The sequence below is a fragment of the Citrobacter sp. Cpo061 genome, assembly GCF_030332845.1.
Classification (GTDB): domain Bacteria; phylum Pseudomonadota; class Gammaproteobacteria; order Enterobacterales; family Enterobacteriaceae; genus Citrobacter; species Citrobacter portucalensis.
This window is the reverse complement of record NZ_JAOWHB010000036.1, coordinates 641434-667497: the sequence shown is the minus strand read 5'-3', so window position 1 is coordinate 667497 and position 26064 is coordinate 641434. Positions and strand designations below refer to the sequence as shown.

The window sequence follows — 26064 nt, the reverse complement described above, 5'->3', positions numbered from 1 at the left end:
TGGACGATCAGCGCGTTCTTGCCAGAAGTATCTAAGCCTCCGCGTCAGGACAGAACCTGGCAACAACGGATCTGGAGGTGAATGTGAAAATCTACGATATCACCCCAATGGGCAAGCCCAGAATGACGCGCGCTGACAAATGGAAAAAGCGCCCCGAGGTTCTGCGTTACCGGGCTTTCTGTGATGAAGTTCGTCTGCAGGGTGTTGAGCTGCCGGAAAGCGGTTCACATGTCACCTTCATTATTCCGATGCCAGCGAGCTGGGGCAAAAAGAAACGAGCAGAGTTCAACGGTAAACCACACCAGGCTAAACCCGATTTCGACAACATGATGAAAGCCCTGATGGATGCCATTTACGAAGATGACGCTCATATCTGGGATTCACGCGTAACTAAATTATGGGGAGAGAAGGGACAAATAATTATCGGGGAGATAGCAGAATGAGGGCGCTGCTGAAGCCGGTTGTTGCGCGTGAGCTTGGAATTGTGCTGCTCAAACCGGGCAGCGAGCTGATGTCATTATTCAGTTGTGAACGTGTGCTTGTGGAAAGCCAGCCGGCAGGCATGGACCGGTTGCCTGCTGGCCGTGTTCCTGATGTTCGTCAGCCGCTTGCCAGTGACGACTCCCTGAGGCCGTTCTTCCTGGATGAAAAAGTTATTAAGGCTGCTGGCGGTTTGAGTGGCCTTGATTACTGGCTTATGCGTTATGGCGGTCATTGCTGTCAGTGGCCACACAGCGATTACCATTATCACGAGTTAACTCTTCTGCGCCATGACCCCGGATCGGTTCTTCTGTGCGGACATTGTGATAACCATTTGCGCGACCACTACAGCGTACAACTTGCAGAGCTGGCGAGACGTAATGTTATTAACTGGATTATCAACAGCATCATGGTGGCGCTGAATCAGGATCCGTCCAGAGAACTGTCGCTGGCGGAGCTTTGCTGGTGGGGGGTACGTATGGGGGTTACCGACGCAATTCCCGAATCAGTAGCCAGCCGGGCGCTTCGTATTCCTTCAGAAGAGCATCTGTCAGTCATGCGTGAATGCGATATCGAACCGGGGGTAACCGCCACCAGCATCATTACAGCCAAAGCCAGCACGTTAACCGTATACATGCCATCAGCGCAGGTTCCTGCGCTCAAGCCTGTAGTTGGTGTTCTGGTCGATCCAGAGTCCCCGCAAACCTATATAAAACGTCCAAAGCGGATCCGATGGACGGCCCCCGGGTATCTGGAATGGATTAAAACACAGCCCTGCGAATGCTGCGGCAAACCATCAGATGACCCACACCATTTAATCGGCTGGGGGCAGGGAGGGATGGCAACGAAGGCGCATGATATTTTCGCGATCCCCTTGTGTCGTCAGTGCCATACAGAACTACATAACGACCCGGTGAAGTTTGAGCGAAAGCATGTGCCTCAGCCGGTAATGATTATCAGAGTGCTGGACCGGGCTTATGGGCTCGGCGTTCTGGCGTAAGGAGAAGAACAGGATGACACCACGTCAACGCCGCAATCATCTGGAAGCGCTGGGTAAAGCGGCTTCTGCTCCACGCAAAAGCTGGCTGGGTAAATGTATTCTCCTTACAGGGATCCAGTCCGGATGGATTAAATCCCTGCTCACTATATGGGGCGAGGGTGTGGGAGGAAAAACTGCACCCCGTTTGCTGCGAAGTCATGCATGCTGGAATGTTATTAAAGGACGGATTTGGTCAGATAAGGCGTTAGAGCGATTCACTGTTGCGTTAAATCAGGCGAGAGAAGAGGGATTCCGTGGACAGCAGGCAATGAACAGGGCACATAGCATTCTCTGGCCGCAGTCATCCGCTAGTGTGATTGATGAAGCCCTGCATAATGATGATGTCGATTTTGTTGAGCAATGCGTACTGCAGGCGCTGGATATTAATGATCCGGTTTATGTGGTCGGTCTTCAGTATTACACCACCCGAAAAAAAATCTCAGACATAACCCGGGAGTTGCAGGCGATTGCGCCATGGTTAACTGATGGGGAGGCAAGAAAGCGCGTGCGCTGGTGCCTGGAAATATTCAGAGCAAAGGTCTTTTTGGAAGCACGCAAACTGTTATCTGAATAGACTCACTGAAATCATTTTTTAGCTATTGATGCTATTTTTTGATAATGGTGTTGAAAACGGGCCAGAAAATCAGATAATTTATTCATGCTTGGCAGAGCTGCTGCCACTATGGCAGCGACAAAAAGCGAACAATTTGAACATAACGAGAACCCCGCCACAGCGGGGTTTTTGGTTTCCGGCGATACGACAGGGGTATTCGCGAGGTGCATAGCACCAGTACCCCTGTCATATCGCCGATCTGAAATCGTTAACTCGAAAACAAGTTCTCACAATCCTTTTTCGTTTCTAACTCAGAGGAAAAATGATAGGGGGTCACTGCTAAACGTAGACATCAATATTTTTAGTATTATTCCCTGCAACGTTCGAACTTGATTTGTCACTTACCGTAGGTAATGCACCCGATGCCATTTGGTTTTTTTCTGCTTCTTGTTTTTGTAATTGAGCAATTTTTGCGTACATAGACTCGATTTGCCTTTGAATCATCTCCATCTGCTGTTTAAGCAGTTTTGCCTCATCTTCGGAGGTTACTTCATTTATTTTTGAACCCATGGCGCTGAGTTCTTTTGTCAACTCTCCAATTTGTTTTTTCAGGTTTTGAATTTGTTGTGAAACAGAGTTGCCAGTACTTGAAGATGTTTGTTTTACTGTGCTTTGCAGTATGTCCTGACCCAAAGTGCTAACGGTCATGCTCATGGTGGTTCCTCCGGCCTTACATTTATTACCCATTATCGTCATCTTTCGAAATTACTTTATTAGCAAAGGTTAAGTTGTGGTTTCCTGCACCACAGCATTATTTGTGCCGCTCTATACTATCTGCTGAGTATCGCGGAGGAGCTTATGAAAGAGGGCTATTACTGGATTCAGCATGTTGGCATTGTACAGGTGGCGTACTACACGAATGACACTGTTGATGATCTGGAGACGGGTAAAACAATCACAGGTGTCTGGCATCTGACCAGAGGCGATGACATTTGCCATAACGGTGAAGCAGAGGTGTTAGAAGGTCCTCTCTCTCCACCATTGTAAACAACTGTACTTACTTCGAGGCTGCCGCATGGCGGCCTTTTTCATTTCAGGCTCACGGGAATCATCCGCTACGTGCTTTGTTGATAAATCCAGCCCGTGAAGCCTGACCCTTTAATCACACACAGCGCCATCCGAAGAATCGGAGGTGAGGCTATGACCAGAATGAGCACCATTTACAGCAGACTTTCATATGGAACAGGAACCACGCTGACCGGTTGCGGTGTATCAGCGAAGGCATATGCCGAAACAGCTAAAACAGCAAAAGAGGTGTCCTGGATGTTGGCCGACAGAATTGCAGGGTTAAGCCTGAGTGACTGGGCAATTATTGTCGGTATTGCATGCACCGTTATCACCTGTGCTGTGAACTGGTATTACAGGAAAAAGGAAAGGGAGGACCGGCTTAATGGCAATGTCACCAAAGCTGGAGAATAAACTGAGCGCAGCGGTCGTTGGTCTGATTCTTGCGGGAGCCTCCGCGCCAGTTATTCTCGATCAGTTTCTGGATGAGAAAGAGGGTAATAGTCTGACGGCGTATCGCGACGGCGGAGGGCTCTGGACGATTTGCCGTGGCGCCACGATGGTTGATGGTAAGCCAGTAGTTCAGGACATGAGGCTTTCTGCTGAGAAATGTGCCCAGGTAAACGCCATAGAACGCGACAAGGCGCTGGCATGGGTTGAACGAAATATAAAAGTTCCGTTGAGTGAGCAGCAGAAGGCAGGTATCGCTTCTTTCTGTCCTTACAACATTGGTCCAGGCAAATGCTTCCCGTCAACGTTCTACCAGCGTATCAACGCCGGAGATACAAAAGGGGCATGTGAGGCGATCCGCTGGTGGATTAAAGACGGTGGCCGCGATTGTCGTCTGACCAAAGGCCAGAAGAATGGTTGCTATGGACAGGTTGAACGACGAGACCAGGAAAGTGCACTGGCGTGCTGGGGGATAGACCAGTGAGCCTGCGCTATCAGTTTATTGCCATTTCTCTGCTGGTGGCCATCGCATTCATCGCGGGTAGTGTATGGAGCAGCCGCGGCTGGGAAAAAAAGTGGGCGGAACGTGACAGCGCGGAATCATCGCGAACAGCGAACGCGCAGACCGCCGCCCGCATGATTGAGCAAGGGCGCATAATTGCCCGTGATGAGGCTGTAAAAGATGCACAAGCACAAGCCGCTAAATCTGCTGCCACTGCTGCTGGCCTGTCTGCCACTGTTAACCAGCTGCGTACCGAAGCAACAAAGCTTGCCACCCGCCTGGACGCCGCAAAGCACACCGCAGATCTTGCCACTGCCGTCAGAAGCAAAACAGCCGGAGCCGACGCCGCAGTGCTCGCCGACATGCTCGGACGCCTTGCAGAAGAAGCTCGATATTATGCTGAGCGATCTGACGAAAGCTACCGGGCAGGAATGACGTGTGAGCGCATTTACGACTCAGTGAGGCAGTCAAACAACAACAGGGTTAGAAGATGAACGCAGAAAACCTAAGTGAAGCGTATTACCTCAATAACGATATAAAAGAACTACAACTTCAGAAAAGCATACTGGAAAGTGGTGCCGGACTTGGTGTGACAATCCAGTCTACCTATCAGGATAACGCCTTTCTTGATGCCATACGCCCGCATGCAGTGGCTGAACTTGATCGCCGTATTGTGGAGAAGAAAAAAAACCTCTCCACTCTGGGTGTTACATTCTCTTAAATGAGAACAACAATAAAAGGTTATGTCTGCTTTGCCACATTCTGAGAGTATGAGTTTTATTTGGTAGTCAATCAGTTACTTTATTGGTTTGCTTTCCGATGGAAGATAGATGTTTCCACAGAAGGGGCAAATTAACGTTATATTGTTTTTTATTCTCGACAGACTGTGCTTTGACTGGCGGGAGCAATGAGGACAAGTACTTTTCACATGGCGTAAAGTACGCATCTTGATATCTTTGAGTATCGACATGTTTATTGTCCTGGTGGGCGGTTAACAACCATACACCACATGTTGGCTAATAGCTTCTTTTATAACCGTTACGATGTAGTCGTTAGCCATAATCAATCAAGCCTCGCAATAGCGGGGCTTTTTAACAACTGAGGAATGAGCATTACAGTAGTTCTTACAGCTAAGCAGATTGAAGACCTGGCTGCCTTCGCAAAAGAAGATGGCCAGCCACAATACACCATCACTACCGGAACAATCCCTGAGTTCGAAGCGGATGATGGCGAGGTTATCCCTGAGTACACCGGGCTGATTGCCTATTCCAAGTCGCTAGAGCATAGCGTTCTACAGCTCGATAACTAACGAATCAACAAAACTTTCCATCCGCCATGACACCACAATGCTCGTAGACATGCCAGGAAGCCTGACAGAAGAAGCTCGATACCATGCTGAACGCGCTGATGAAAACTACCGGGCAGGAATGACATGTGAGCGGATTTATGAGTCCGTAAAAATACTAACAATGAACCGTAGAGGAAAAATAATAGCTCTATAAATTAAGATGTTGACGGTTTTCGTGGATAAAATTGTGAATTTTTACTATGAAGGAAATACGTGGATTGGCCCCTATATTTCCATACACTTTTTATCACTTAACCCATTACTGGTTCGTCGCCGCAGATATTCCCGTGGTGAACGATATCCCAGTGCACTATGCGGATGCCATTCGTTATAATGTTCGAAGGCATCCGCAAGATTCTTTACCGCTGTTAACCCGTCGGGCTTTGGCATGATGCTGATGTAATCGCGCTTCATCGTTTTCACGAAGCTCTCCGCCATACCGTTGCTTTCCGGGCTACGTACCGCCGTATGTTTAGGCTCCAGTCCTACCATTCTGGCGAACTGCCGCGTCTGATGAGAACGGTAGGCTGAACCGTTGTCTGTCAGCCACTCTACGGGGGATGTCGGCAGGCTGTTACCGAAGCGACGCTCTACTGCACCCAGCATGACGTCCTGCACGGTTTCACTGTCATACCCACCGGTACTGGCCGCCCAGTGAAGTGCCTCGCGATCGCAACAGTCCAGCGCGAACGTGACCCGCAGTTTTTCACCGTTATCACAGCTGAACTCGAAGCCATCAGAGCACCACCGCTGGTTGCTTTCTCCAACGGCCACTTTCCCTGTATGCGCCCGTGTCGATGGCGGTATTGCCGGTTTACGCTCAAGCAGCAGCGCATTCTGACGCATGATGCGATATACGCGTTTAGCATTGATCACTACCATGTCATCAGTTTCTGATTGTCTGCGCAGCAGTGCCCATACCCGACGATAACCATACGTTGGCAGATCGCCGATAACGGTATGGATACGGGCCAGCGCTTCAGTATCATCAGGCTTACGCTTGCACCGATGATCCTGCCAGTCCTTCGACCGACGGGCCATGGCATGCAGTTGCGCACGTGAGACCCGGAGACAACGACTGACAAGGCTTATTCGCCATCCTCCGGCAACAAGGGCACGTGCGCTATCCACTTTTTTTGTCGGCCATATTCAACGGCTTCCTTCAGCAGCTCGTTTTCCATGGTTTTCTTGCCCAGCAGGCGCTGCAGCTCTTTAATTTGCTTCATCGCAGATGCCAGCTCCGACGCGGGCACAACCTGTTCTCCTGCAGCAACGGCTGTGAGGCTGCCTTCCTGATACTGCTTACGCCACAGGAACAGCTGACTGGCAGCAACGCCATGCTGACGGGCGACCAGCGACACGGTCATTCCGGGCTCAAAGCTCTGCTGAACAATGGCGATTTTTTCCTGAACACTTCGCCGTCTGCGCTTCTCTGGACCTAAAACATCAATCATCCGGACTCCAACGACTAGTCTAAAAACTAGTATTAAGACTATCACTAACTTAAGTGATACCAACTGTCTGGAGATTCATGGGGCCAGTCTAATACGACTCTTCCTTGAGTCAAAATCCCTGACAACTTAGGGTGATAGATAAAGGTCTTACGCAGCATGACATAATTTTCGATTTAAGCTATTTAAATTAATTTTTATGATCAAAACCCACTGAGATTTACTTACAAAACTAAACCTTGCTATGTTTGGTTAATCATGCGTTAATGAATGTCTGGTTTGTAACGAATTTATCTGAAGCAGTCGCTGTAATAATTTTATTCCTTGTTCCTGTTGAGATTTCCTTGTTAGCTTTTCTCTCTGATAATTTTTTTCGGACCATTCTGCCCAAGGGCTTACTCAATAAAGGTAATGTTTATGTCTAATAAAATGACTGGTTTAGTTAAATGGTTTAATCCTGAAAAAGGTTTTGGTTTTATCACTCCAAAAGATGGTAGTAAAGATGTGTTTGTTCACTTCTCTGCTATCCAGAGTAATGATTTCAAGACGCTGAATGAGAATCAGGAAGTTGAATTTAGTGTTGAACAGGGACCTAAAGGCCCCACGGCAGTTAATGTCGTGGCTGTATAAGGTAACTGTTATTACTAATAATATTCACTTCAGATGTCCGTGTTGCCACGGATCTCAGTACCGAACGTCAAACTTTGATGTTACTGAAAAAAATCCTTTCGGAGCAAAATGTATTTTTTGCAAATCAACAATGATTACATTTGATAATATTGCACTGTACATTCGTTCTGGTCAGTTTTCGTTAGAATTCAGAAAATAAATTTCAGGCTCCTTATGGAGCCTTTTTTGTATGCTGAACCGACAATCTCTGTAAGAGACATCACGGTAAAATTATGAAAAAAGTCATCGTTTTTTTTAATGCAGAACCTGCAGTTGTTGTAACCGTAATGAAAGGTATTACTACGATAATGCGTGAGTTTCCCAATGGGGAAAAAGCACACCTACCCGTGATGTCAGCGGGATTTCCATCTCTGACAGGAGACCATAAAATAGTTTATGTAGCCTCTGATCGTGATGTCAGTTCAGAAGAGATCCTCGAGGCAGCATCGAAGCTTTTGAAATGAGATCTGGTTGTTTCGTGACCGACCCGGATTTTAGTACAGTGGTTTGTGTGGTCGCGAGCTCTTTTGTATGAAGATTGTACTGCAAACTATTGATAATTGAGTCTTTCTATTCTATCTTTTAAACATATCAGCGCTTATACAAGTGCTCTACGGGGAATGTAACATGCTTGGCGTTGATACGTTAGAGATCAAGAGAGGTAAACAATGAACGTCGAAGATTTAAAAAGAAAAACTGAAGCGGATATTTCTGAATTCATCACAAAAAAAATTATTGAACTCAAAAAAAAGACAGGAAAAGAAGTTTCCGATATCCAGTTTAATGCTCGTGAAAAAATGACTGGGCTTGAAAGCTATGATATTAAAATCACATTAATCTAATTGTTATAAGATTCAGTTCGAGTGAAAAAGCATTATCTTGAAAGGTAATGCTTTTTTATTTCTGTCATAAAATTTAGAACGTTGTCAAAGCCTTCACTTCTAACCACAGATTTTCTGCTTACCTTTTAACGGGTCCTCCTTGACGATTCTGACCATCGAGGGGCAGCAGCGGCGCGGGATTTGGAGCATTTTTGATTCTTCACGCAACCATTTCAGCATTTGATGCTGATGACGGAACACTATCCCCGAATACACTGGGTTTGTTGCATTCTCTGATTCAAAAGAACACGGTGTGCTTCAACTTGGCTGAGCAGGCATTACAGCAGACATTCACTGAGTGCCTGCTGTAATGTTAAACATTAAAATTTGTATTTATTTCTTATCGTTACAATCAGGGATCATCCTCAAAAGAGTGTTATCTTTCTGGACGTAGTGATGGAATAACGCTGCACCAGCATGCGCTGCGATTAAAAAATATCCGATGTTTGCCAGTGTTTCGTGAGTATCTTTGATAAGTGATTTTGTTTCCCCGTCAGGAGTAACGAACGATGCAACGTTAAAACCTAATAAACTCCAGTCCTTTCCACCGTAAGCCATAATTGCAATACCTAATAATGGTAGAGCCAAAAAAGAAATGTACAGCAGGATATGCATTATTTTAGCAGCCATCATCTGCCAGGCTGGTGGGGGGGGAGTGATAGCTGGATCATGATACTTATGTTTAATAATTAATCGTATTATCATTAAAAACCAGACAAACACCCCAACATTGTAATGTGTTTCTTTCATGAGAAGGTAGGTGTTACTGCCTTTGGGAAACCAGCCACGAAGCTCCATAGCTGCATAGGTTATCGCTATTAATATCAGGGTTAGCCAGTGTAAGCGAATCTGAAGTTTTGAGAATTTGACCATTATTCTTGCCTCAAACGGTGTATTACATCGACCATAAATCATGAAGCTTAACAAATCCTTATTTTTGTTGAGAGATTAAGAGTTTGTTATTCCAGCGATCTCACTTGAATGTTTTGATAATAATTCTCATTTTTATTTCTTTCTGATAATCCTTGATGTTACGGGGCAAGAACCACGCTGATTCTCGCTATTTATGAGAACTTTCAATCAACTACTGGTTCATTTTTACTTTCCGCCTATTACACAATTTGTATCCAACAAACAGGACTATGCCGATGCCAGCACGTGCTAAACGCCCATGCCGACACAAAGGGTGTGCGGCAATCACCAACGATGTCAGCGGATATTGTGACCAACACCGAAAGCAGCATGCTGGTGACGGCTGGCGGAATTATCAGTCAGGAAAGAGCAGACAAGAACGTGGATATGGGCGGCTCTGGGAAATTAAACGAGCGCGTATCCTTCAGCGTGATAAATACCTGTGTCAGAACCATCGCCGGCAGAAGATAGCGAAGAAAGCGGAAAGCGTTGACCACATCATTCCAAAAGCTCATGGCGGTACTGATGACGATTCCAACCTTGAGTCGTTGTGCTGGGAATGCCACAGAGCAAAGACAGCAAGAGATCGTATTCGATGAGTTATGCCCATTACATATACTGTGGGCTGAGTGGCTATTTTTCGAATTCCTGTTCGCACAATGCGAGCAGTTGTAGTCGCCGCAATCTGAATTACGATTTTCATCTCGATTAAATCAGACGGATGTCTGGGGAAGGGGGGATCAAATCCCTGACTCCTTTCGCACTTCAGGACTGCCCGCTTCCTCGTATTTTTATACCCGCGAAAAATGAAATTTAACCAGGAGTGTCGCTTATGGCTGGAACGGCGGGGCGTTCCGGGCGTCGCCCCAAGCCAACGGCGCGCAAGGAGCTGGCAGGGAACCCCGGCAAACGAGCCCTGAATAAAGAGGAACCTGTATTCACACCGATTAAAGGTGTGGCACCACCTGACTGGTTTTCTGAGGATGATGGTCTGCCAATGGCGGCCGTCATGTGGGAACTGACCACGAAAGGACGCGGTTGATCTTGATATTGCAACAGAAGAGGAAAAAGCTCTTTTACTAGCATGGAAAAAATGCCGAGTTTTACTTAATCGAGTAGACACCTCAAAACCTGACTGGCCTTCACTCCCGGATATAAAGGTCAGTTAACATCAGGAACTGAATACAAATTAAGGCGGCGCGAAGATGGTCGGATAGGCGGCAGGCGGCCAAAGTTAACCGCAGAAGAGTGGGCGCAGGCTGGAAGGTTGATTGCTGCGGGTGAGCCAAGAAAACGTGTCGCTATAATTTATGATATAGGGGTGTCGACGCTATACAAAAAATTTCCTGCGCGGTGTTGAGATGACGCCACCGCGTCGTCGTATGCAAGAACGGGCGGCGGCGAACTGGCGAACGTTCGATAGTGCGAGTATTGAACGATTGCCAGTCACGGCGGATTGTACTTAAGCAATATAACGGTTCAAGGTGTTTAATCTGAAATCAGCCACATATCTGCCTCTTCAAACATTTCCTGAACAGTACGGCTTATCTGTTCCTTCTCATGCTTGCTGGCGTCAGTGTTGATTGCCGGCAGTGTCATCATCGGTTTTACCCGAACATCAGCATCGGGGAAGATCCGGTGAACCCTCTTGGTCAATTCGCCCAGAATGATATCTTTTGCACCGGGCAGCCCATCAAAATTCCTTTTGTCATAAACGAGTTCCACGAACATGTTTTAACTCCTCTTTACTGTGTTTAATGCCAGTATATACTGTATGTATGAACAGTATAAATGTGAGTGAGTTTATTATGAAGTTTTATTCACCGGCTGAGCTGCGCCAGATAGTTGCGCTTCCCTTATTTAGTGATCTTGTTCCATGCGGTTTTCCCTCCGCGGCGCAGGATTATGTTGAACAATGTATTGATCTTAATGAACTATTAGTTAAGCACCCATGTGCAACATACTTCGTGAAGTCCTCTGGTGATTCTATGACTGGAGCGGGGGTCGGGAATGGCGATTTGCTGGTCGTCGACCGTTCCAGAAAGCCCGCACATGGAGATATTGTTATCGCTGCCATTGATGGCGAGTTCACTGTTAAACGTCTGCAGTTGCAACCACTACTTATGCTTGTTCCTGAAAACAGCTCTTATGCATCCATTACGATAAACAGCGAAGATACGCTGGATATCTTTGGGGGGGTGACGTTTATCGTGAAAGCGGCAAGCTGATATGTTTGCTCTGGTTGATGTGAACTCGTTTTATGCCAGTTGCGAGACTGCATTCCGGCCAGATCTGAAAGGCAGGCCGGTAGCTGTTCTGTCAAATAACGATGGCTGTGTTATCGCCCGAAACGCTGAAGCCAAAAGAGCTGGTGTGAAAATGGGAGATCCATATTTCAAGCAGAAGGACTTATTCCGTCGATATGGTGTGGTTTGTTTCAGCAGCAATTACGAGCTTTATGCAGATATGTCCAGCAGAGTGATGTCCACGCTGGAGGCAATGTCTCCCCGCTGCGAAATATATTCAATTGATGAAGCCTTCTGTGACCTGACAGGTGTAAGAAACTGCCGGGTTCTGCAGGAATTTGGGCAGGAACTAAAAGATGCCGTTTATCAAAATACGGGTCTGGTGGTTGGCGTTGGTATTGCCCAGACAAAGACTCTGGCTAAACTGGCGAATCATGCCGCCAAAAAATGGCAGAGACAAACGGGCGGGGTGGTGGACTTATCTAACCAGGATCGCCAGCGCAAACTGATGGCTGCACTTCCGGTTGATGAGGTCTGGGGAGTAGGGCGTCGTATCAGCAAAAAACTGGAGACTATGGGGATTAAAACGGTTCTGGATCTGGCTGATACCGATATTCGTTTTATCCGGAAGCACTTCAATGTTGTCCTCGAAAGAACGGTGCGCGAACTGCGCGGCCAACCCTGTCTTGAACTGGAGGAATTTGCCCCTGTAAAGCAGGAAATTGTCTGTTCCAGATCATTCGGGGAACGTATTACGGATTATGACGCTATGCGGCAGGCCATCTGCAGCTATGCGTCGCGCGCTGCTGAAAAGTTACGTGGAGAGCATCAGTATTGCCGTTTCATATCTACTTTTGTCAAAACATCACCCTTTGCGTTGAACGAACCGTACTACGGTAACAGCTCGTCGGTGAAGCTGCTCACCCCGACACAGGACAGCCGGGATATCATTGCAGCAGCGACGAGGAGTCTGGATGCAATATGGAAAGACGGGCACCGGTATCAGAAAGCCGGGGTAATGCTGGGGGACTTCTTCAGTCAGGGCATAGCCCAGTTGAATCTGTTCGATGATAATGCGCCTCGACCTGGTAGTGAGAGATTGATGGAGGTGTTGGATCAACTCAACGCTAAAGACGGGCGGGGGACGTTGTATTTTGCAGGACAGGGCATCCAGCAGCAATGGGCGATGAAACGTGAGATGCTTTCACCGCGGTACACGACAAGATTCTCGGATTTACTCATCGTTAGTTGAATTGTAAATAACACATGATATATTTTTAAATATTTCATATGGTTATGGTGAGGAAAATAATGAACGAGTGGGTGTTTAAGGATGAGCTGTGGAAGACAATTGTCGCGGCATTGCCAGTGATTGCCGCATTATGGAAAACTTGCGAATATATTTATCAATTTTTACGAAGTGGTAAAATCTTAAAACTTCGGCATTACTATAAAGAGTATGGCGAACATTTAGGAATGGAAGATAAACAATTCATTTCTAAGCTATTAAGAAATAAAATAATGACTCAATTAATGGGAGTATCCAACGATAGTACCAGAAATAAATTGCTATACATCTCAAATAGATGTGATTTAAGACTTACTACTAGGAGGTTGGTGATCTTGAGCCGTTACTTGAAATATGATGGTAAGTATTTCTATTTCTTAATAGATAAAAAATACAGAAGAAAGCAGTTTTTTGCTTGGATTGCTGCAGTAGCCTATTTGGCATATGCCCTAGCTCCTATAAAAGTATATTTTGATGGAGCGCTGGATACGTTCCAGATTTTGCTTGCTATATTTTTCTCAGTTATTTGTATTCTACTGTCACTTTTTCTAATGACGGCTTATCCCACAGTGAAAACAATTCAAGGATTAAATGGAAGGATGTTAAAAGTGAATGGCTCAAAATTCAGTGAAGTTTAGTAGGCGCTTTACCCCAAACAAGTATCACTTGATTGGGTATAATGTAGGGCTGAGGTTTAACGTTGACTGTGAGAATCGTTATAATGAACGAAGTTAACACTGTTTTGAATGAGATTCCTGAATGGTTTTCATCATTCATTACTGCATTAATTGGGGCGGTTGTTGGTGGTTTTTTTACTCTTAGAGGAGTAGATCGTGAGGCTAGAATTACTCGGGCTGAGGCAGAAAGAGAATCCATTGAATTACAATTGTCTGTATTAAAAGGAATTAAGGGGGAAGTGTCCACCTTAATAGATTTATATAATAAAAGGATGAGGGAAAGCATTGATAGTATCAGTCCAGGAGAAATGCTACTTATTAATTTTCCTGTCGGTGATGATAATTTTACATTCTATGAGCAAAACGCAAAGGTTATTGCAAGACTAAATGACACAGCAAGAGATTCAATAATTAATATTTATACATATGCTCGCTCGCTAATACAGTCATTTAAAGGAAATAATCAACTCGTTATGGAGTACGAGAAAATACTATTCGATATGGCAGATAATAATAAAAATAAAGATATGTATGAAAGATTGCATGAAGCAAAAATAGAGGTAATGGTGGATTATGCTCAAGGTATAAAAATGATTGATTCAGAACTTATGGATGTTATTGATAGAGGATTTAATGCTATTGACAAAGAAATTTCTGAATTACAAGTAAACTTAACAAGTTTAGATGTTCGATAGTTACTTCCGAACCGTGCTTTAGTGACCCTTTACACGGTAAAAGCTTAGCCATGGGGTATAGTAGTAAACTTCTGCATGTTAATTTGTTAACAAAATGTATTGTTTGTGTGGGTATGTTTTGCAAGCTTACAATGCGGTATAACACTAATGACTTAAGTCCCTTGTGGGATGAAAAAAACTCTTCCCCAAAACTAAAATCATAGTTTTGATAATCAATGAGTTGTAAAAGGTAGTTATTAGCAGTTTCTGATAGTGGAAAATATGATAAGTTCAATTTTATCAAATGGTTATTATGATTTTGGCAATGTAATGCTGCGTCATATTGGCTGGATTAACTGTGAGCCCTGATTTTTCACATTCCCAACGGCACGTGTCACGGCGTGCCATTTAAATTTATCAGGCGGCATGGAACCGTCGGTCGCAATTTCCGCAGCTTCTTTCCCTCCAATCTCCTGCCTCATCCATTTGCGAGCGGCTTCTGGTGACAGTACCAGTGGCCGCCTGTCGTGAATATCTACCAGTCCTTTGTCGGTAGCAGTCGTCACTATCAGGAATCCTTCAGCTTTATCTCCACGTTCAAATGGTGTGCTGCCGATCGCCGCTATGAATATCGGCTGGCCATCGGCTCGATGAATGAAGTAGGGCTGCTTTTTGTCACCTTCCTTTTTCCATTCGTACCAGCCATCAGCAAAGCAAATTGCGCGACCATGTTGCCAGAGTGGTTTAAACATTCTGCTGGTAGCAGCAGTTTCAGAGCGTGCATTAATTAGCGGTGATTTATCCCACCATCCAGGGGCGTATCCCCAGATAACTGGATCAAGATGAAGTTTCTCGTCACGTTCGCTCAGCAGCAGAACTTTGGTGCCTGGCGCCACGTTGAATCGCCCGATCGGTTCCGGGTCATATGGGATATCGCGTTCAGCTTCTTCAGCGAGCAGGGCGAGATAGTCCTCGCGTGTCATTGACTGTGAAAAGCGTCCACACATAGAAACCTCCAGCCAACTGTCAGACTGAAAGTATAGGATATTGAGTAGAACGATAGGATTTGAAGCTCCACACCACCAATATTCCATTATGGCTTTTAGCTTCTCGAGGTTGCTAAATGGCCGATAGACCACTACCCATTTTTACTTTTTTGGGGGCAAATTTGGGGGCAAAAATCAATAAGGGGCATGATTTGGGGCGATGAAATGGCCCATATTGACTGCGATTGCCCAAGACGGTTTTTTATTAACTGATTGATTTTATGATAATTAACTGTATTTGCTGAATTTACAAAATCAATTTTATAGTCTAACGCTGATTATGTGGCTGTGGGGATAAACATTTAATAAACCGGGGGAAGGGATAATCTCGCAGGCAATAAAAAAGCCGGAAACGCTGATGCTTTCCGGCTTACTACGATATGAACGGAAGGCCGGAACAGGCGCAAGCGCGCTCCGGCATCAAACAGATTACTTCAGTTCATCAACCATTGTGATGGCGCGACCAATATAATTGGCAGGCGTCATTGCTTTCAGGCGAGTTTTCTCTTCTTCCGGCAGCGCAAGACCGTCGATAAACTGCTTCATACCTTCGGCGTCAACGCGCTTACCGCGGGTCAGTTCTTTCAGCTTCTCGTACGGCTTTTCAATACCGTAGCGACGCATCACGGTCTGAATCGGCTCTGCCAGAACTTCCCAGTTATGGTCCAGTTCATCCAGCAGATGATCGCGGTTCACTTCCAGTTTGCTCACGCCTTTCAGCGTGGACTGATAGGCGATCAGCGCATAGCCAATACCTACGCCCAGGTTACGCAGAACGGTAGAGTCAGTCAGGTCACGCTGCCAGCGGGAGACCGGCAGTTTGCTTGCCAGATGCTGCAGTACCGCGTTAGACAGACCCAGGTTACCCTCGGAGTTTTCGAAATCGATGGGGTTAACTTTGTGCGGCATGGTGGAAGAGCCGATTTCACCCGCGATGGTTTTCTGTTTGAAATGGTTCAGCGCCACGTAACCCCAGACATCGCGGTCAAAGTCGATCAGGATAGTGTTGAAACGGGCGATGCAGTCAAACAGCTCGGCAATGTAGTCGTGCGGCTCAATCTGCGTGGTGTACGGGTTCCACTGGATGCCCAGCGAGGTGACAAACTCTTCGCTGAACTGATGCCATTCAACTTCCGGGTAAGCAGCGATGTGGGCATTATAGTTACCGACTGCACCATTGATCTTACCAAGAATTTCAACCTGGTTGAGCTGACGATACTGACGCTCCATACGGTAAGCCACGTTAGCCATTTCTTTGCCTAGCGTAGACGGGGTGGCTGGCTGACCGTGGGTACGGGAGAGCAGAGGAATATCGCGATACTGTACAGACAGATCTTTCACCGCGTCGATAAGCTTACGCCAGTACGGCAGAACCACTTCGTCGCGTGCGGTTTTCAGCATCAGCGCGTGAGACAGGTTGTTGATGTCTTCTGAGGTACACGCAAAGTGGATAAATTCGGAAACAGCATGCAGTTCCGGGATATCCGCCACTTTCTCTTTCAGGAAATACTCAACTGCCTTCACATCATGGTTGGTCGTACGCTCAATGGTTTTGATGCGCGCAGCATCTTCTTCATTGAAGTTAGCGACGATCGCATCAAGGAAACCGATTGCGTCGGCAGCAAAAGCAGGAACTTCCTTGATCGCTGCGTGCGCGGCCAGTTTTTGCAGCCAGCGTACTTCAACCTGTACACGGAATTTCAGCAAACCGTATTCGCTGAAAATCCCGCGCAGCGCGCTGACTTTATCGCCGTAGCGTCCATCGACAGGGGAAACGGCGGTCAGTGAGGATAATTCCATAGATCACAACTCCGGGGTTAAATGAGCAAGAATTTGTTTTGCCTGAGTCGTCAGGCGATTACGAGAAAACATGAGTTGCAGACGGCCTCCACCAACCTGATGCCAGAGCACGGCAGCACGGATGCCAGCCAGCAGCGAAGCGCGTACTTTAGCCTGTACTTGTGGGCTCTGAAGGATGGCCGGAGAACCCGTGACCTGAATACGCGGGCCGAGTGGGCTGATGACGTCAACATAAATGCCAGCCATCGCACTCATCAACGTTTCTGACTGCAAATCAAAATGGTCCAGCTGGCGCTGCAAGCCGCTAATACGGTCTCCCAGCGTGTCCATAGCGCCCTTGGCCGCTGACAGCTTACGCTCCAGCACCATCAGGCTTAGCGTATAGCGGGTGAGTTCCGCGTTCAGTCCCTGACGACTACTGGCGTTCAGCACGCCAAGCAGCGTTTCTAGGCCAAGACGCAGGTTGGCTTCGCTGCCGCCAAACACGCCCAGCGTAGAGCTGGGATTCATGTCGATGACACTGTTCAGTGAAACGTGTAATGCATCGGCATCACAATGCCCCTGGTGCGCCAGTTCCTGCACCAGGCGTGCCGACTGACAAATGCCTGCCAGGGCGAGGGTGATGTCATAATAATTCTTTGCCACGTTCACTGCTTCCTTGTATCAAATGTGTAAGTAATTATACCGGCAGAGGCAATCGTTGTTCGATAATGCCGCCGCCGAGGCACACTTCGCCATTGTAAAAGACAGCCGACTGACCCGGCGTGACCGCCGCGACTGGCTCGTCGAAAATGACTTCAATACGCTCAGCATCCAGTGCCTTAACGGTGCACGGAATGTCGGTCTGACGATAGCGGGTTTTCACCGTGCAGCGCATGGTGCCGGTGAACGGTTCGCGATCGACCCAATGCAGCTGTTGCGCCACCAGGCCAACGGACATCAGACGTGGATGTTCATGACCCTGAGCGACAACCAGAATGTTGTTCTCAACGTCTTTATCCACCACATACCATGGATCTTCCGTCCCTTCTTTCGTACCGCCAATACCCAGACCTTTACGTTGACCCAGAGTGTGGTACATCAGCCCCTGATGCTGGCCAATCTCTTCGCCGTCAACGGTGATGATTTTGCCTGGCTGAGCCGGCAGGTAACGACCAAGAAACTCGCGGAACTTACGTTCGCCAATGAAGCAGATGCCGGTGGAGTCTTTTTTCTTGGCCGTAATCAGACCAAGATCTTCGGCAATTTTACGCACCTGCGGTTTTTCCAGTTCACCGACCGGGAACAGGCTTTGCGCGATTTGCTCATGGCCGAGCGTATAGAGGAAATAACTCTGGTCTTTATTGCCATCGAGCCCACGCAGCAGGCGGCTTTTGCCGTCGACATCCGCGCGACGCACGTAGTGACCGGTGGCGATGTAATCGGCACCTAAATCTTCGGCGGCAAACTCAAGGAAGGCTTTAAACTTAATTTCTTTATTGCACAGAATATCCGGGTTCGGCGTACGGCCCGCTTTGTACTCTTCAAGGAACAGTTCAAAGACGTTGTCCCAGTATTCTGCGGCAAAGTTGACGGTATGCAGTTCAATGCCGAGTTTGTCACAGACAGCCTGCGCATCCGCAAGGTCGGCGGCCGCTGTGCAGTATTCCTCGCCATCGTCCTCTTCCCAGTTCTTCATGAACAGGCCTTCTACCTGATAGCCCTGTTGTTGTAACAGCCAGGCAGAAACGGAGGAATCGACACCGCCGGACATGCCGACGATCACTTTTTTTGGGCTTTCAGACATAGGAATACTCACGACATTGAACTTCAAGGCGGCATATTCTAGCACGCAGCCCTTTACTTGACACCCTCTGTAAACGGCCAGTTAAATTCGCCGATCATGGCCAGTGGGTAGCGCTGTCCGCTCAGATAACAGCGAATACTCTCCGCAACCAACGGCGAACGCAGGTTTGGCGCAGAGAAAATCTCTTCTGCGCTGACCCAACGACAGCAATCTATATCGCTGTCATGGGGTTCTGTAGCGCACATATTGGCAAGCTCGATAGAGAAAAGAAAACGCAAAAAGGGCGTTCTGTCTGGCGCAATCCATTGATGCATACGAATGAAATGCTGTGGCTGCGCTTTAATGCCCGTTTCTTCCCACAGTTCGCGTGCTGCGGCTTGCACCAGCGTTTCATCGGCTTCCAGGTGTCCTGCAGGCTGATTCCACAAGGCTTTGCCATTGATCGTTTCTTCAACGACTAAGAATTTATCTTCTGCATGCACAATGCAGGCGACCGTGACGTGCGGTTTGAACATGTTTTCCCCTTATTCCTCAGCAAAACCTTCGGTAACATCTGGCCAGCTAATTTCACCGCTGGCCTTGTCGATACTGATATAAGCCACGGGAGGTGACGTTTGTGGGTCGGCCCCTCCTCGGCACAATGCGGTTTGATGATCCTCGCGCACGATAATCTCAATGGCCTTTTTAGCATTCCAGCTTTCATAAAAGATACATTGGTGGTCGTGACGTAGCCCAAGGGTGGCGACTCTCGTTGCCTTTTCTGTCGACAGCGGGTTGATGTCGTCGCGATAGTGGTCACCGCTGTTTATAGCCTGTAACTGCGACTTTTTTAACCAGCCGCGTATGATTTGGCGATCGGTGGTGTAATAGACCGCTTCCATAAAATCATCGTTGGATTGTTCTTGTACAGAGACGAGGTCGCCGGGCACTAAAAATACGGACGGGCTGCGACACTGTTCGGTTGGCATCGTATAGAACCATGCGCGGGTGTCTCCTGTTACCTGATAGTGGTTTGCGAAGGAGGAGGGTAAGAACCCGCGCTGCGACATCGCTTTATTTGCCCATGTCTGGCAAGACGCGCTTACTGCAAGCGGACTGGATAACGGTGTTAATCCATTAACCGAGACCCAGCCGGTGGCGAAGGTCCCTTTTGCGTCCCGATAACGTACGTAACGATAAGGCTCATCTTTGGAAAGCATGCCTGTGCTTTTGTAGCGCTGTGAACTCCTGAGCACCTCGACGGTGTCGCCATTGACCATGAACGCGGGGAGTTGACACTCTGTTGCTGGTGCAGAATAGAAATGCAGGCGTGAGTCGGTTTTTACTTTGGCAGACTCATAAAGGTAGTTTGCCTCTCCTGCTGCTGTTCCGGCAATCGTCTCACAGTCCAGTTTTGCTGAACAAAACGGTGACACGCCGAGCAGGATGAATGCTGCAAAAAGCTGCTTATCCATTTTTTTTCATTCTTCCCTGTTAACACTCACGTTAAACCATACGGTTACGATTTCAGTTCCTGCCACTCGCCGTTAGCAAGATTTTCCAGCGTGTAATCCCCCATGGCATAGCGGATGAGGCGCAGCGTAGGAAATCCAACATGCGCTGTCATACGACGTACCTGACGGTTGCGACCTTCATATAAGGTAACTTTCAACCAGCTGGTGGGAATGTTTTTCCGTTCCCGAATCGGCGGATTTCTCGGCCACAGCCATACGGGTTCCTCTACTACTTCAATGCCTGCGGGTAGCGTGGGGCCATCATTGAGCGTTACTCCGTTACGCAGGGCGTCCAGCGCTTCTGCTGTCGGCTCACCTTCAACCTGGACGTAATAAATTTTCCCGGTACGCTTACCGGGTTGCGTTAACCGCGCCTGCAGCGCGCCGTCATTGGTCAGCACCAAAAGCCCTTCGCTGTCCCTGTCGAGTCGGCCCGCCGCATAAATTCCCGGCACGGGAATAAAATCTTTTAATGTGCTTCTGCCAGCCTCGTCAGTAAATTGTGGCAAAACATCGTAGGGTTTATTGAACAAAACCACGCGTTTTGGCTGGTTTTCTTTACGCTGCTTAGTGACTTGTCGTGAGCTGAATCGCTCAACCCGGTGATTTCTAAAAGAAGTTTTTTGCATGGTATTTTCAGATTATATCAATTGCCGCATTATAGCCTAAGAACGAGTGTCTTTCATGGCGGCGAACAATAGGGTAGTATTGACACGCTCATTACAAATCATTAACAAAAAGTTGCTCTAACGCATCCGTGTAGCAGGACGCAAACGCACATGCAGCGTGATGACAGACGAGCAGAACCAGAAGCGCTCGAAGGAGAGGTGAATGGAAAGCAAAGTAGTTGTTCCGGCGGAAGGTAAGAAGATCACCCTGCAAAACGGCAAACTCAACGTTCCTGAAAATCCGATTATCCCGTTCATTGAAGGCGACGGTATCGGCGTTGATGTAACCCCACCGATGATCAAAGTTGTCGATGCTGCTGTCGAGAAAGCCTATAAAGGCGAGCGTAAAATCTCCTGGATGGAAATCTACACCGGCGAGAAATCCACTCAGGTTTATGGCCAGGACGTCTGGCTGCCTGCTGAAACCTTAGATCTGATTCGTGAATATCGTGTTGCCATTAAAGGCCCTCTGACCACTCCTGTTGGCGGCGGTATTCGCTCTCTGAACGTAGCTCTGCGTCAGGAACTTGACCTGTATGTCTGCCTGCGTCCGGTGCGTTATTATCAGGGCACACCAAGCCCGGTTAAACACCCTGAACTGACCGACATGGTCATCTTCCGCGAAAACTCCGAAGACATCTACGCGGGTATTGAGTGGAAAGCTGACTCTGCCGATGCTGAGAAAGTGATTAAATTCCTGCGCGAAGAGATGGGCGTGAAGAAAATCCGCTTCCCGGAACATTGCGGTATTGGTATCAAACCGTGTTCTGAAGAAGGGACTAAACGCCTGGTGCGTGCAGCGATTGAATACGCCATCGCCAACGATCGTGATTCAGTTACCCTGGTACACAAAGGCAACATCATGAAGTTCACCGAAGGCGCGTTCAAAGACTGGGGTTACCAGTTAGCGCGTGAAGAATTCGGTGGTGAACTGATCGACGGCGGTCCATGGGTGAAAATCAAGAACCCGAAAACCGGTAAAGAGATCGTGGTTAAGGACGTTATCGCCGATGCGTTCCTGCAACAGATCCTGCTGCGCCCGGCTGAGTATGACGTGATTGCCTGTATGAACCTGAACGGTGACTACATCTCCGATGCGCTGGCCGCACAGGTTGGTGGTATTGGTATTGCGCCGGGTGCAAACATTGGTGACGAATGCGCTCTGTTCGAAGCAACCCACGGTACTGCACCGAAGTATGCAGGTCAGGATAAAGTGAACCCAGGTTCCATCATTCTGTCTGCTGAAATGATGTTACGCCACATGGGTTGGGTAGAAGCGGCTGACCTGATTGTTAAAGGTATGGAAGGCGCGATTAACGCGAAAACCGTAACCTATGACTTCGAACGTCTGATGGACGGCGCTAAGCTGCTGAAATGTTCAGAGTTTGGTGACGCGATCATCGAAAACATGTAATCCAGATCTTGGGTTGTATGAGAACGGGAGCCGAGAGGTTCCCGTTTTTTTTTACCTGCAAAATGCTTTCCTGGCGCTCATACTATTAAACTCATTTAAATAGCACTGAAGAACAAATTTTTATCTTTGCCATTACAATTTTATTTTTTGATAAAAATTTCCATGGCTGTCAATATTTCTTTATTTAACTCTATTCGGGTATGAGAACTAACTATAATTGAGTGGTGTTTGTATCTTATTGATTATCAGATGGGAAATAATCATTTTAACAATAAGGAAAATATCGGGAATATGTAAAAGGAAGAAGCGTTTTAAGATTTTTTTACTCTAATTTTAAATCCATTTTTATCAGCGTGTTATGACAGTTGATTATTCTGAATATTAGTAATGTCCAAAAAAGAACATTTTATCCGATTGATGTTTTTTTACCTTTCTGTTTTTCTCTTGGCAACATGCTTGAGAAATAAAACTCAAAGCATGATTCCTTATTATGTGTGTTACTTACTATTAGTTGATGATGAAAATGGTTATTAAAATGCTAAGTTTAAAAACAGGTTTAGTGGCTGTTACATTATGTTTTGCTATGACGGTTTATGCAGGAGAAAGCGTAGTCACCGGCGGTTATGTACATACCCGGACAGATGGACAGAACCTTAATGGTTTTAACGCTAAATATGGTTATACCCCAGATGAGAGTGATTTTGGTGTTATAACATCCTTAACCATTTCAGCAAATGAAGATAATGATATAGATCGTGGTTATGGTTCTGCATTAGTCGGCGCAAGTTATAAAGTAAATGATGTGGTAAAACCTTATGTAATGGCGGGTATTGGGAGAGGTGCGATCAAAGCTAATGGTGAAACTGACACTTCTACAGGTTTTGCCTATGGCGCTGGTATTCAGTTTATCCCCATTGCAGGTTTCACTGTTGATGCAGGCTATGAAGGTTCTAAGGTCTTTGGCGCACAAGCTAATAGTATTGTAGTCGGCGCCGGCTGGACATTCTAAGGTTATTTATATGAATAAATTAATGATAATATTGGTTGCGTTTTCTGCTGTTTCCTTGATGTCTGGTTGTGTATCAGAAGAACAACGCTTAGCAAAGTGCGAAGCGAAGGGAATTAGCCGTGATGTTTGTTATCACGAAGAAAAAGAATATTGGAATAATTACAGTGCTAATATGAGTCGACTGCAGGCCGCTAATACACAAGCGGATGCTTTCAAAGAGGCTATGAGTGATCACAAGAAACATAAGCATTATGATGACGATTAATATTTAAGAACATGCACATACGGTCTTGAGTGCTTATGTTCTTGATATTTTAATCATCTATTAATTATTCAAATGGTTATGCTCAGGCATCACTCTCAAAAGCGTATTATCCTTCTGTATATAGTGATGAAATAATGCAGCGCCGGCATGGGCTGCAATTAGAAAGTAGCAGATATCGGCGAACTGACTTCCCCCAAAGCCAGAGTTTTTTTGATAACCATGGCCTTACTTTGGTTTGAGAAAAACGCTTCGTCTGCTGTGTGCGATCATTCTTTTGATGAAAGTTTGTACGGAAATACATGCAGAGCGTTGGCTGCGATGGGATAAACGCCCAGGCCTTCTGTTCTGGCTTTGATTTCCTCGAAAGAGAGTGAAGGGGAGGGTTCTCGTCCGCCCCACAGATTAATGCCTTCAGGAACATCGTCCCGGCTGTACTCCTCGGCGATCTCGATGGTTCCGCCACTATTCAATTCGATGACAACGCTTTTTCCGTCAACAGGAATCAGGTGCCCGTCATTGTCAGTGATAAAGATTTTCATTTGATTACCTCTTATTAGTGCATTCCTATGATAGCAAAATTGGATGAGGTGCAACGCCGGTTTTGTACTGCAAATTTCAGTAATGATTTTATCAATAAATTAGTAAGTTACGTTGTTATTGAGGAAATGTGACTGGGCGCATGGCGGCTTTTGTTTCTGTCTACCATGCTCTGTAGATATAAATTAGAACACGTCAATGCTCATCGCAACGACCGATCGGCTTTCACCACAGGATATGAGAATGCGCAAAGCACTTTTACCGGTAACTGCTGCGGTGTGTCTTTTTTTAATCGGTGTTTTTATTCTTAATATGCAGCTTTGGTATTCATCTTCGATGGAAAACCTCGGGGGGGCCAGATATGCCGCGAAAAATATGGATAACATACTTGATGAAGCTTTCCAGGCAACCCGTACCGCTATGAACATCGCTGAAAAAAAATGCGATTTGGAGGGGCAATACCAACTTGGAACCGAAGCTGCGCTCCGACCCCATTTGCGAACGCTGATCATTATTCGACAGGGGAAGGTTTGGTGTACATCTTTGCCGGGTAATCGGATATTACTTAAGCATATTCCCGTTATAGCTGATACTAATTTACAACTGACTCCCGCAAGCAATACCGAGAATGAAATACCTGTTCTGCTGTATCAAACACGTTTTCACACAGGCCGTATCATCGTCACCATAAGTGGCGTGCATATCCGAGGGGCAATGAATGTCCCGTTAGCGGGAGTAACGTACTCGTTGCTTGTGGGTGACGCAGCACTCGGTTTATTGGGCGATGTAAAAACCGTTACAACAAGCGCACGTGCGTCTGGTCAAGTTAATTCCGCAAAGTATCCGTTCAGTATTATTTATAATAAACCGCCACTGTTTAGTGCAAAAAGACTGGTTACACAGGGTTCAGGGATTCTGGTTTTTATCCTGTTAATGTCTTTTGCAGCCGCTTATGCCATTGATAAGTATCTGAACAAGAACGATACTCCTGAAGAAACGTTGCGCAGGGCGATAGTAAAAGGAGAGATCGTGCCTTTTTATCAACCTATCGTAAATGGTCGCGAGGGGACGTTACGCGGTGTTGAAGTGCTGGCCCGATGGAAACATCCAAAAGCCGGGTATATTTCTCCTGCATCCTTTATACCTGTAGCGGAAAAATCAGGCCTGATAGTGCCACTAACTCAAAGTCTGATGAGGCAGGTCGCTGCGAATATGAACGCCATTGCCAGCAAACTGCCATCCGGCTTCCATGTCGGCATTAACTTCAGCGCATCCCATATCACATCCCCTACATTCGTGCAGGAGTGCCTGCATTACAGGGATAGCTTTAACCGCGATGACCTCAATCTGGTAATCGAAGTTACTGAGCGCGAGCCGTTAGATGTGGATGAAGATCTTGTGCAGAGGCTCAATATCCTGCATGAGAATGGCTTTGTGATTGCGCTGGATGATTTTGGTACGGGCTATTCTGGGCTTTCTTATTTGCATGACCTGCACATTGATTACATTAAAATCGATCAGAGCTTTGTGGGAAGGGTAAATGAGCTTCCCGATTCAACCCGAATTTTGGATTGTGTTCTCGATTTGGCGCGCAAGCTGTCTTTAAGCATCGTTGCTGAAGGGGTTGAAACGAAGGCTCAGCTTGATTATCTCAACAAAAACAACATTGTTTTCCTGCAAGGGTACTATTTCTATAAACCAGTAACCTTCACTGAGTTCGTCATGATTCTGCTGTCAAAGCCTAAAGTGAAGGTTTTTGTCGAATAAATACAAGATAACCTAATTGATGAAAAGTGAGCATGAAATCTGCT

At 46.7% G+C, this 26064-nt stretch carries 35 protein-coding genes and 5 pseudogenes; 26 read left to right on the top strand and 14 right to left on the bottom strand.

Annotation, left to right across the window (positions count from 1 at the left end; translation table 11 throughout):
* Window positions 1–83: 83 nt before the first annotated feature.
* Genes OGX97_RS09325 through OGX97_RS09315 form a run of 3 tightly spaced genes read left to right on the top strand, consistent with a single transcriptional unit; the run spans window position 84 to window position 2093 of the window.
* Window positions 84–443, top strand: coding sequence for a RusA family crossover junction endodeoxyribonuclease (locus OGX97_RS09325; protein WP_048235607.1), 360 nt, complete (start codon window positions 84–86; stop codon window positions 441–443).
* Window positions 440–1480 (top strand): DUF968 domain-containing protein, encoded by a 1041-nt coding sequence (locus OGX97_RS09320; protein WP_048235606.1) that lies wholly within the window; start codon window positions 440–442, stop codon window positions 1478–1480. Before OGX97_RS09325 ends, OGX97_RS09320 begins: the two co-directional genes overlap by 4 nt.
* Window positions 1481–1493: 13 nt before the next feature.
* Window positions 1494–2093 carry a hypothetical protein gene (locus OGX97_RS09315; RefSeq protein WP_048235605.1) on the top strand — a complete coding sequence of 200 codons (600 nt, stop codon included), beginning with the start codon at window positions 1494–1496 and terminating at the stop codon, window positions 2091–2093.
* 318 nt (window positions 2094–2411) lie between these two features.
* On the opposite strand, the gene OGX97_RS09310 is transcribed toward OGX97_RS09315, so the two are convergent.
* Entirely contained in the window at window positions 2412–2786 is a 375-nt protein-coding gene (locus OGX97_RS09310) for a FlxA-like family protein (protein WP_048235604.1), read from the bottom strand.
* Between the two features lie 144 nt (window positions 2787–2930).
* On the opposite strand from OGX97_RS09310, the gene OGX97_RS09305 reads away from it, so the two are divergent.
* From OGX97_RS09305 to OGX97_RS09285, 5 genes are all read left to right on the top strand, one after another.
* Window positions 2931–3119: a hypothetical protein gene (locus OGX97_RS09305; protein WP_044700587.1), complete on the top strand. Its 189-nt coding sequence runs from the start codon at window positions 2931–2933 to the stop codon at window positions 3117–3119.
* A 153-nt stretch (window positions 3120–3272) separates the two neighbouring features.
* A complete protein-coding gene (locus OGX97_RS09300) occupies window positions 3273–3551 on the top strand; it encodes a phage holin (protein WP_048235603.1) in 279 nt (92 codons plus the stop codon).
* Entirely contained in the window at window positions 3523–4071 is a 549-nt protein-coding gene (locus OGX97_RS09295) for a lysozyme (protein WP_048235602.1), read from the top strand. Before OGX97_RS09300 ends, OGX97_RS09295 begins: the two co-directional genes overlap by 29 nt.
* Complete coding sequence (locus tag OGX97_RS09290; protein ID WP_044700581.1) at window positions 4068–4583, top strand: DUF2514 domain-containing protein; 516 nt, start codon at window positions 4068–4070, stop codon at window positions 4581–4583. Before OGX97_RS09295 ends, OGX97_RS09290 begins: the two co-directional genes overlap by 4 nt.
* Window positions 4580–4810, top strand: a complete 231-nt coding sequence (locus OGX97_RS09285) for a hypothetical protein (protein WP_000990801.1) — start codon at window positions 4580–4582, stop codon at window positions 4808–4810. The genes OGX97_RS09290 and OGX97_RS09285 overlap by 4 nt, the downstream gene beginning before the upstream one ends.
* A 75-nt stretch (window positions 4811–4885) precedes the next feature.
* Here the strand turns inward: OGX97_RS09285 and OGX97_RS09280 are convergent, their stop codons facing one another.
* Window positions 4886–5059 (bottom strand): YnfU family zinc-binding protein, encoded by a 174-nt coding sequence (locus OGX97_RS09280; RefSeq protein WP_213083834.1) that lies wholly within the window; start codon window positions 5057–5059, stop codon window positions 4886–4888.
* A 141-nt stretch (window positions 5060–5200) separates the two neighbouring features.
* Between OGX97_RS09280 and OGX97_RS09275 the strand changes: the two genes are divergently transcribed.
* Both OGX97_RS09275 and OGX97_RS09270 read left to right on the top strand, forming a co-directional pair.
* Complete coding sequence (locus OGX97_RS09275; protein WP_044700634.1) at window positions 5201–5398, top strand: hypothetical protein; 198 nt, start codon at window positions 5201–5203, stop codon at window positions 5396–5398.
* A 28-nt stretch (window positions 5399–5426) separates the two neighbouring features.
* Window positions 5427–5591, top strand: a pseudogene (locus OGX97_RS09270) (DUF2514 family protein); the annotation flags it as partial.
* 71 nt (window positions 5592–5662) lie between these two features.
* Here OGX97_RS09270 and OGX97_RS09265 read toward each other — a convergent pair.
* A protein-coding gene (locus OGX97_RS09265; protein ID WP_279850546.1) for an IS3 family transposase occupies window positions 5663–6891 on the bottom strand; the annotation gives its coding sequence in 2 pieces (ribosomal slippage) (window positions 5663–6576 and window positions 6576–6891; 1230 coding nt in all).
* 414 nt (window positions 6892–7305) lie between these two features.
* Here OGX97_RS09265 and cspG point away from each other — a divergent pair.
* The 4 genes from cspG (at window position 7306) to OGX97_RS09245 (ending at window position 8399) form a co-directional block, all read left to right on the top strand.
* Window positions 7306–7518 carry a cold shock protein CspG gene (cspG, locus tag OGX97_RS09260; protein ID WP_000066494.1) on the top strand — a complete coding sequence of 71 codons (213 nt, stop codon included), beginning with the start codon at window positions 7306–7308 and terminating at the stop codon, window positions 7516–7518.
* A gap of 10 nt (window positions 7519–7528) precedes the next feature.
* Window positions 7529–7717 (top strand): cold shock small protein YmcF, encoded by a 189-nt coding sequence (ymcF, locus tag OGX97_RS09255; RefSeq protein WP_279850700.1) that lies wholly within the window; start codon window positions 7529–7531, stop codon window positions 7715–7717.
* Between the two features lie 73 nt (window positions 7718–7790).
* Complete coding sequence (locus OGX97_RS09250; protein WP_000756041.1) at window positions 7791–8021, top strand: hypothetical protein; 231 nt, start codon at window positions 7791–7793, stop codon at window positions 8019–8021.
* Between the two features lie 204 nt (window positions 8022–8225).
* Complete coding sequence (locus OGX97_RS09245; protein WP_001100119.1) at window positions 8226–8399, top strand: GnsA/GnsB family addiction module toxin; 174 nt, start codon at window positions 8226–8228, stop codon at window positions 8397–8399.
* A gap of 372 nt (window positions 8400–8771) precedes the next feature.
* Here OGX97_RS09245 and OGX97_RS09240 read toward each other — a convergent pair whose 3' ends face one another.
* On the bottom strand, window positions 8772–9311 hold the full coding sequence (locus OGX97_RS09240) for a cytochrome b (protein WP_044700576.1): 540 nt from the start codon (window positions 9309–9311) through the stop codon (window positions 8772–8774).
* Between the two features lie 275 nt (window positions 9312–9586).
* Between OGX97_RS09240 and OGX97_RS09235 the strand changes: the two genes are divergently transcribed.
* From OGX97_RS09235 to OGX97_RS09220, 4 genes and pseudogenes are all read left to right on the top strand, one after another.
* The gene (locus tag OGX97_RS09235; RefSeq protein ID WP_047715729.1) at window positions 9587–9949 is read left to right on the top strand and encodes an HNH endonuclease; all 363 of its coding nucleotides are present in this window, start codon (window positions 9587–9589) and stop codon (window positions 9947–9949) included.
* Between the two features lie 233 nt (window positions 9950–10182).
* Window positions 10183–10380, top strand: a pseudogene (locus OGX97_RS09230) (phage terminase small subunit P27 family); the annotation flags it as partial.
* A pseudogene (locus OGX97_RS09225) lies at window positions 10373–10519 on the top strand (tail fiber assembly protein); the annotation flags it as partial. The pseudogenes OGX97_RS09230 and OGX97_RS09225, both read left to right, overlap by 8 nt.
* A gap of 29 nt (window positions 10520–10548) precedes the next feature.
* A pseudogene (locus OGX97_RS09220) lies at window positions 10549–10710 on the top strand (helix-turn-helix domain-containing protein); the annotation flags it as partial.
* Between the two features lie 128 nt (window positions 10711–10838).
* On the opposite strand, the gene OGX97_RS09215 reads toward OGX97_RS09220, so the two are convergent.
* Window positions 10839–11081, bottom strand: a complete 243-nt coding sequence (locus OGX97_RS09215) for a DinI family protein (RefSeq protein WP_139935025.1) — start codon at window positions 11079–11081, stop codon at window positions 10839–10841.
* 77 nt (window positions 11082–11158) lie between these two features.
* Here OGX97_RS09215 and umuD point away from each other — a divergent pair, with 77 nt between their 5' ends.
* The 4 genes from umuD (at window position 11159) to OGX97_RS09195 (ending at window position 14256) form a co-directional block, all read left to right on the top strand.
* Window positions 11159–11578: a translesion error-prone DNA polymerase V autoproteolytic subunit gene (gene umuD, locus OGX97_RS09210; RefSeq protein ID WP_279850547.1), complete on the top strand. Its 420-nt coding sequence runs from the start codon at window positions 11159–11161 to the stop codon at window positions 11576–11578.
* 1 nt (window position 11579) lies between these two features.
* A complete protein-coding gene (locus OGX97_RS09205) occupies window positions 11580–12848 on the top strand; it encodes a Y-family DNA polymerase (RefSeq protein WP_279850548.1) in 1269 nt (422 codons plus the stop codon).
* A gap of 59 nt (window positions 12849–12907) precedes the next feature.
* The gene (locus OGX97_RS09200; RefSeq protein ID WP_279850549.1) at window positions 12908–13522 is read left to right on the top strand and encodes a hypothetical protein; all 615 of its coding nucleotides are present in this window, start codon (window positions 12908–12910) and stop codon (window positions 13520–13522) included.
* 83 nt (window positions 13523–13605) lie between these two features.
* Window positions 13606–14256 carry a hypothetical protein gene (locus tag OGX97_RS09195; protein ID WP_279850550.1) on the top strand — a complete coding sequence of 217 codons (651 nt, stop codon included), beginning with the start codon at window positions 13606–13608 and terminating at the stop codon, window positions 14254–14256.
* Window positions 14257–14573: 317 nt separating this feature from the next.
* On the opposite strand, the gene OGX97_RS09190 is transcribed toward OGX97_RS09195, so the two are convergent.
* The 7 genes from OGX97_RS09190 to rluE all read right to left on the bottom strand — a co-directional run bounded on the left by OGX97_RS09190 (window position 14574) and on the right by rluE (window position 20989).
* Window positions 14574–15242, bottom strand: a complete 669-nt coding sequence (locus tag OGX97_RS09190; RefSeq protein ID WP_279850551.1) for an SOS response-associated peptidase — start codon at window positions 15240–15242, stop codon at window positions 14574–14576.
* A gap of 468 nt (window positions 15243–15710) precedes the next feature.
* Window positions 15711–17081 carry an adenylosuccinate lyase gene (purB, locus tag OGX97_RS09185; protein WP_079935309.1) on the bottom strand — a complete coding sequence of 457 codons (1371 nt, stop codon included), beginning with the start codon at window positions 17079–17081 and terminating at the stop codon, window positions 15711–15713.
* Between the two features lie 3 nt (window positions 17082–17084).
* A complete protein-coding gene (gene hflD / locus OGX97_RS09180; RefSeq protein ID WP_003832401.1) occupies window positions 17085–17726 on the bottom strand; it encodes a high frequency lysogenization protein HflD in 642 nt (213 codons plus the stop codon).
* Window positions 17727–17760: 34 nt separating this feature from the next.
* Window positions 17761–18867, bottom strand: a complete 1107-nt coding sequence (gene mnmA / locus OGX97_RS09175; RefSeq protein WP_003832402.1) for a tRNA 2-thiouridine(34) synthase MnmA — start codon at window positions 18865–18867, stop codon at window positions 17761–17763.
* 53 nt (window positions 18868–18920) lie between these two features.
* Window positions 18921–19382, bottom strand: a complete 462-nt coding sequence (locus OGX97_RS09170) for an NUDIX hydrolase (RefSeq protein WP_048235585.1) — start codon at window positions 19380–19382, stop codon at window positions 18921–18923.
* A gap of 9 nt (window positions 19383–19391) precedes the next feature.
* Window positions 19392–20321 (bottom strand): hypothetical protein, encoded by a 930-nt coding sequence (locus tag OGX97_RS09165; RefSeq protein WP_235124088.1) that lies wholly within the window; start codon window positions 20319–20321, stop codon window positions 19392–19394.
* 44 nt (window positions 20322–20365) lie between these two features.
* A complete protein-coding gene (gene rluE, locus OGX97_RS09160) occupies window positions 20366–20989 on the bottom strand; it encodes a 23S rRNA pseudouridine(2457) synthase RluE (RefSeq protein WP_218659353.1) in 624 nt (207 codons plus the stop codon).
* Window positions 20990–21191: 202 nt separating this feature from the next.
* Between rluE and icd the strand changes: the two genes are divergently transcribed.
* The 3 genes from icd to OGX97_RS09145 all read left to right on the top strand — a co-directional run bounded on the left by icd (window position 21192) and on the right by OGX97_RS09145 (window position 23716).
* On the top strand, window positions 21192–22442 hold the full coding sequence (gene icd, locus OGX97_RS09155) for an NADP-dependent isocitrate dehydrogenase (RefSeq protein WP_003030769.1): 1251 nt from the start codon (window positions 21192–21194) through the stop codon (window positions 22440–22442).
* A 523-nt stretch (window positions 22443–22965) separates the two neighbouring features.
* Complete coding sequence (locus tag OGX97_RS09150; protein WP_235124086.1) at window positions 22966–23451, top strand: outer membrane beta-barrel protein; 486 nt, start codon at window positions 22966–22968, stop codon at window positions 23449–23451.
* Between the two features lie 10 nt (window positions 23452–23461).
* Window positions 23462–23716 (top strand): hypothetical protein, encoded by a 255-nt coding sequence (locus OGX97_RS09145; protein WP_060682337.1) that lies wholly within the window; start codon window positions 23462–23464, stop codon window positions 23714–23716.
* Window positions 23717–23776: 60 nt separating this feature from the next.
* Here OGX97_RS09145 and OGX97_RS09140 read toward each other — a convergent pair.
* Together OGX97_RS09140 and OGX97_RS09135 are read right to left on the bottom strand one after the other, a co-directional pair.
* Window positions 23777–23899, bottom strand: a pseudogene (locus tag OGX97_RS09140) (cytochrome b); the annotation flags it as partial.
* 83 nt (window positions 23900–23982) lie between these two features.
* The gene (locus OGX97_RS09135; protein ID WP_003832409.1) at window positions 23983–24255 is read right to left on the bottom strand and encodes a hypothetical protein; all 273 of its coding nucleotides are present in this window, start codon (window positions 24253–24255) and stop codon (window positions 23983–23985) included.
* Window positions 24256–24496: 241 nt separating this feature from the next.
* Here OGX97_RS09135 and OGX97_RS09130 point away from each other — a divergent pair, with 241 nt between their 5' ends.
* On the top strand, window positions 24497–26020 hold the full coding sequence (locus tag OGX97_RS09130) for an EAL domain-containing protein (RefSeq protein ID WP_020996464.1): 1524 nt from the start codon (window positions 24497–24499) through the stop codon (window positions 26018–26020).
* Window positions 26021–26064 lie beyond the last annotated feature (44 nt).

Excerpts from the sequence above, each read along its gene's own strand:
- OGX97_RS09320 (WP_048235606.1), top strand. The coding sequence starts at position 440 with ATGAGGGCGCTGCTGAAGCCGGTTGTTGCGCGTGAGCTTGGAATTGTG.
- OGX97_RS09315 (WP_048235605.1), top strand. The coding sequence starts at position 1,494 with ATGACACCACGTCAACGCCGCAATCATCTGGAAGCGCTGGGTAAAGCG.
- OGX97_RS09310 (WP_048235604.1), bottom strand. The coding sequence starts at position 2,786 with ATGAGCATGACCGTTAGCACTTTGGGTCAGGACATACTGCAAAGCACA.
- OGX97_RS09305 (WP_044700587.1), top strand. The coding sequence starts at position 2,931 with ATGAAAGAGGGCTATTACTGGATTCAGCATGTTGGCATTGTACAGGTG.
- OGX97_RS09300 (WP_048235603.1), top strand. The coding sequence starts at position 3,273 with ATGACCAGAATGAGCACCATTTACAGCAGACTTTCATATGGAACAGGA.
- OGX97_RS09295 (WP_048235602.1), top strand. The coding sequence starts at position 3,523 with ATGGCAATGTCACCAAAGCTGGAGAATAAACTGAGCGCAGCGGTCGTT.
- OGX97_RS09285 (WP_000990801.1), top strand. The coding sequence starts at position 4,580 with ATGAACGCAGAAAACCTAAGTGAAGCGTATTACCTCAATAACGATATA.
- OGX97_RS09280 (WP_213083834.1), bottom strand. The coding sequence starts at position 5,059 with ATGTCGATACTCAAAGATATCAAGATGCGTACTTTACGCCATGTGAAA.
- cspG (WP_000066494.1), top strand. The coding sequence starts at position 7,306 with ATGTCTAATAAAATGACTGGTTTAGTTAAATGGTTTAATCCTGAAAAA.
- OGX97_RS09250 (WP_000756041.1), top strand. The coding sequence starts at position 7,791 with ATGAAAAAAGTCATCGTTTTTTTTAATGCAGAACCTGCAGTTGTTGTA.
- OGX97_RS09245 (WP_001100119.1), top strand. The coding sequence starts at position 8,226 with ATGAACGTCGAAGATTTAAAAAGAAAAACTGAAGCGGATATTTCTGAA.
- OGX97_RS09240 (WP_044700576.1), bottom strand. The coding sequence starts at position 9,311 with ATGGTCAAATTCTCAAAACTTCAGATTCGCTTACACTGGCTAACCCTG.
- OGX97_RS09235 (WP_047715729.1), top strand. The coding sequence starts at position 9,587 with ATGCCAGCACGTGCTAAACGCCCATGCCGACACAAAGGGTGTGCGGCA.
- OGX97_RS09215 (WP_139935025.1), bottom strand. The coding sequence starts at position 11,081 with ATGTTCGTGGAACTCGTTTATGACAAAAGGAATTTTGATGGGCTGCCC.
- umuD (WP_279850547.1), top strand. The coding sequence starts at position 11,159 with ATGAAGTTTTATTCACCGGCTGAGCTGCGCCAGATAGTTGCGCTTCCC.
- OGX97_RS09205 (WP_279850548.1), top strand. The coding sequence starts at position 11,580 with ATGTTTGCTCTGGTTGATGTGAACTCGTTTTATGCCAGTTGCGAGACT.
- OGX97_RS09200 (WP_279850549.1), top strand. The coding sequence starts at position 12,908 with ATGAACGAGTGGGTGTTTAAGGATGAGCTGTGGAAGACAATTGTCGCG.
- OGX97_RS09195 (WP_279850550.1), top strand. The coding sequence starts at position 13,606 with ATGAACGAAGTTAACACTGTTTTGAATGAGATTCCTGAATGGTTTTCA.
- OGX97_RS09190 (WP_279850551.1), bottom strand. The coding sequence starts at position 15,242 with ATGTGTGGACGCTTTTCACAGTCAATGACACGCGAGGACTATCTCGCC.
- purB (WP_079935309.1), bottom strand. The coding sequence starts at position 17,081 with ATGGAATTATCCTCACTGACCGCCGTTTCCCCTGTCGATGGACGCTAC.
- mnmA (WP_003832402.1), bottom strand. The coding sequence starts at position 18,867 with ATGTCTGAAAGCCCAAAAAAAGTGATCGTCGGCATGTCCGGCGGTGTC.
- OGX97_RS09170 (WP_048235585.1), bottom strand. The coding sequence starts at position 19,382 with ATGTTCAAACCGCACGTCACGGTCGCCTGCATTGTGCATGCAGAAGAT.
- OGX97_RS09165 (WP_235124088.1), bottom strand. The coding sequence starts at position 20,321 with ATGGATAAGCAGCTTTTTGCAGCATTCATCCTGCTCGGCGTGTCACCG.
- rluE (WP_218659353.1), bottom strand. The coding sequence starts at position 20,989 with ATGCAAAAAACTTCTTTTAGAAATCACCGGGTTGAGCGATTCAGCTCA.
- icd (WP_003030769.1), top strand. The coding sequence starts at position 21,192 with ATGGAAAGCAAAGTAGTTGTTCCGGCGGAAGGTAAGAAGATCACCCTG.
- OGX97_RS09150 (WP_235124086.1), top strand. The coding sequence starts at position 22,966 with ATGGTTATTAAAATGCTAAGTTTAAAAACAGGTTTAGTGGCTGTTACA.
- OGX97_RS09145 (WP_060682337.1), top strand. The coding sequence starts at position 23,462 with ATGAATAAATTAATGATAATATTGGTTGCGTTTTCTGCTGTTTCCTTG.
- OGX97_RS09135 (WP_003832409.1), bottom strand. The coding sequence starts at position 24,255 with ATGAAAATCTTTATCACTGACAATGACGGGCACCTGATTCCTGTTGAC.
- OGX97_RS09130 (WP_020996464.1), top strand. The coding sequence starts at position 24,497 with ATGCGCAAAGCACTTTTACCGGTAACTGCTGCGGTGTGTCTTTTTTTA.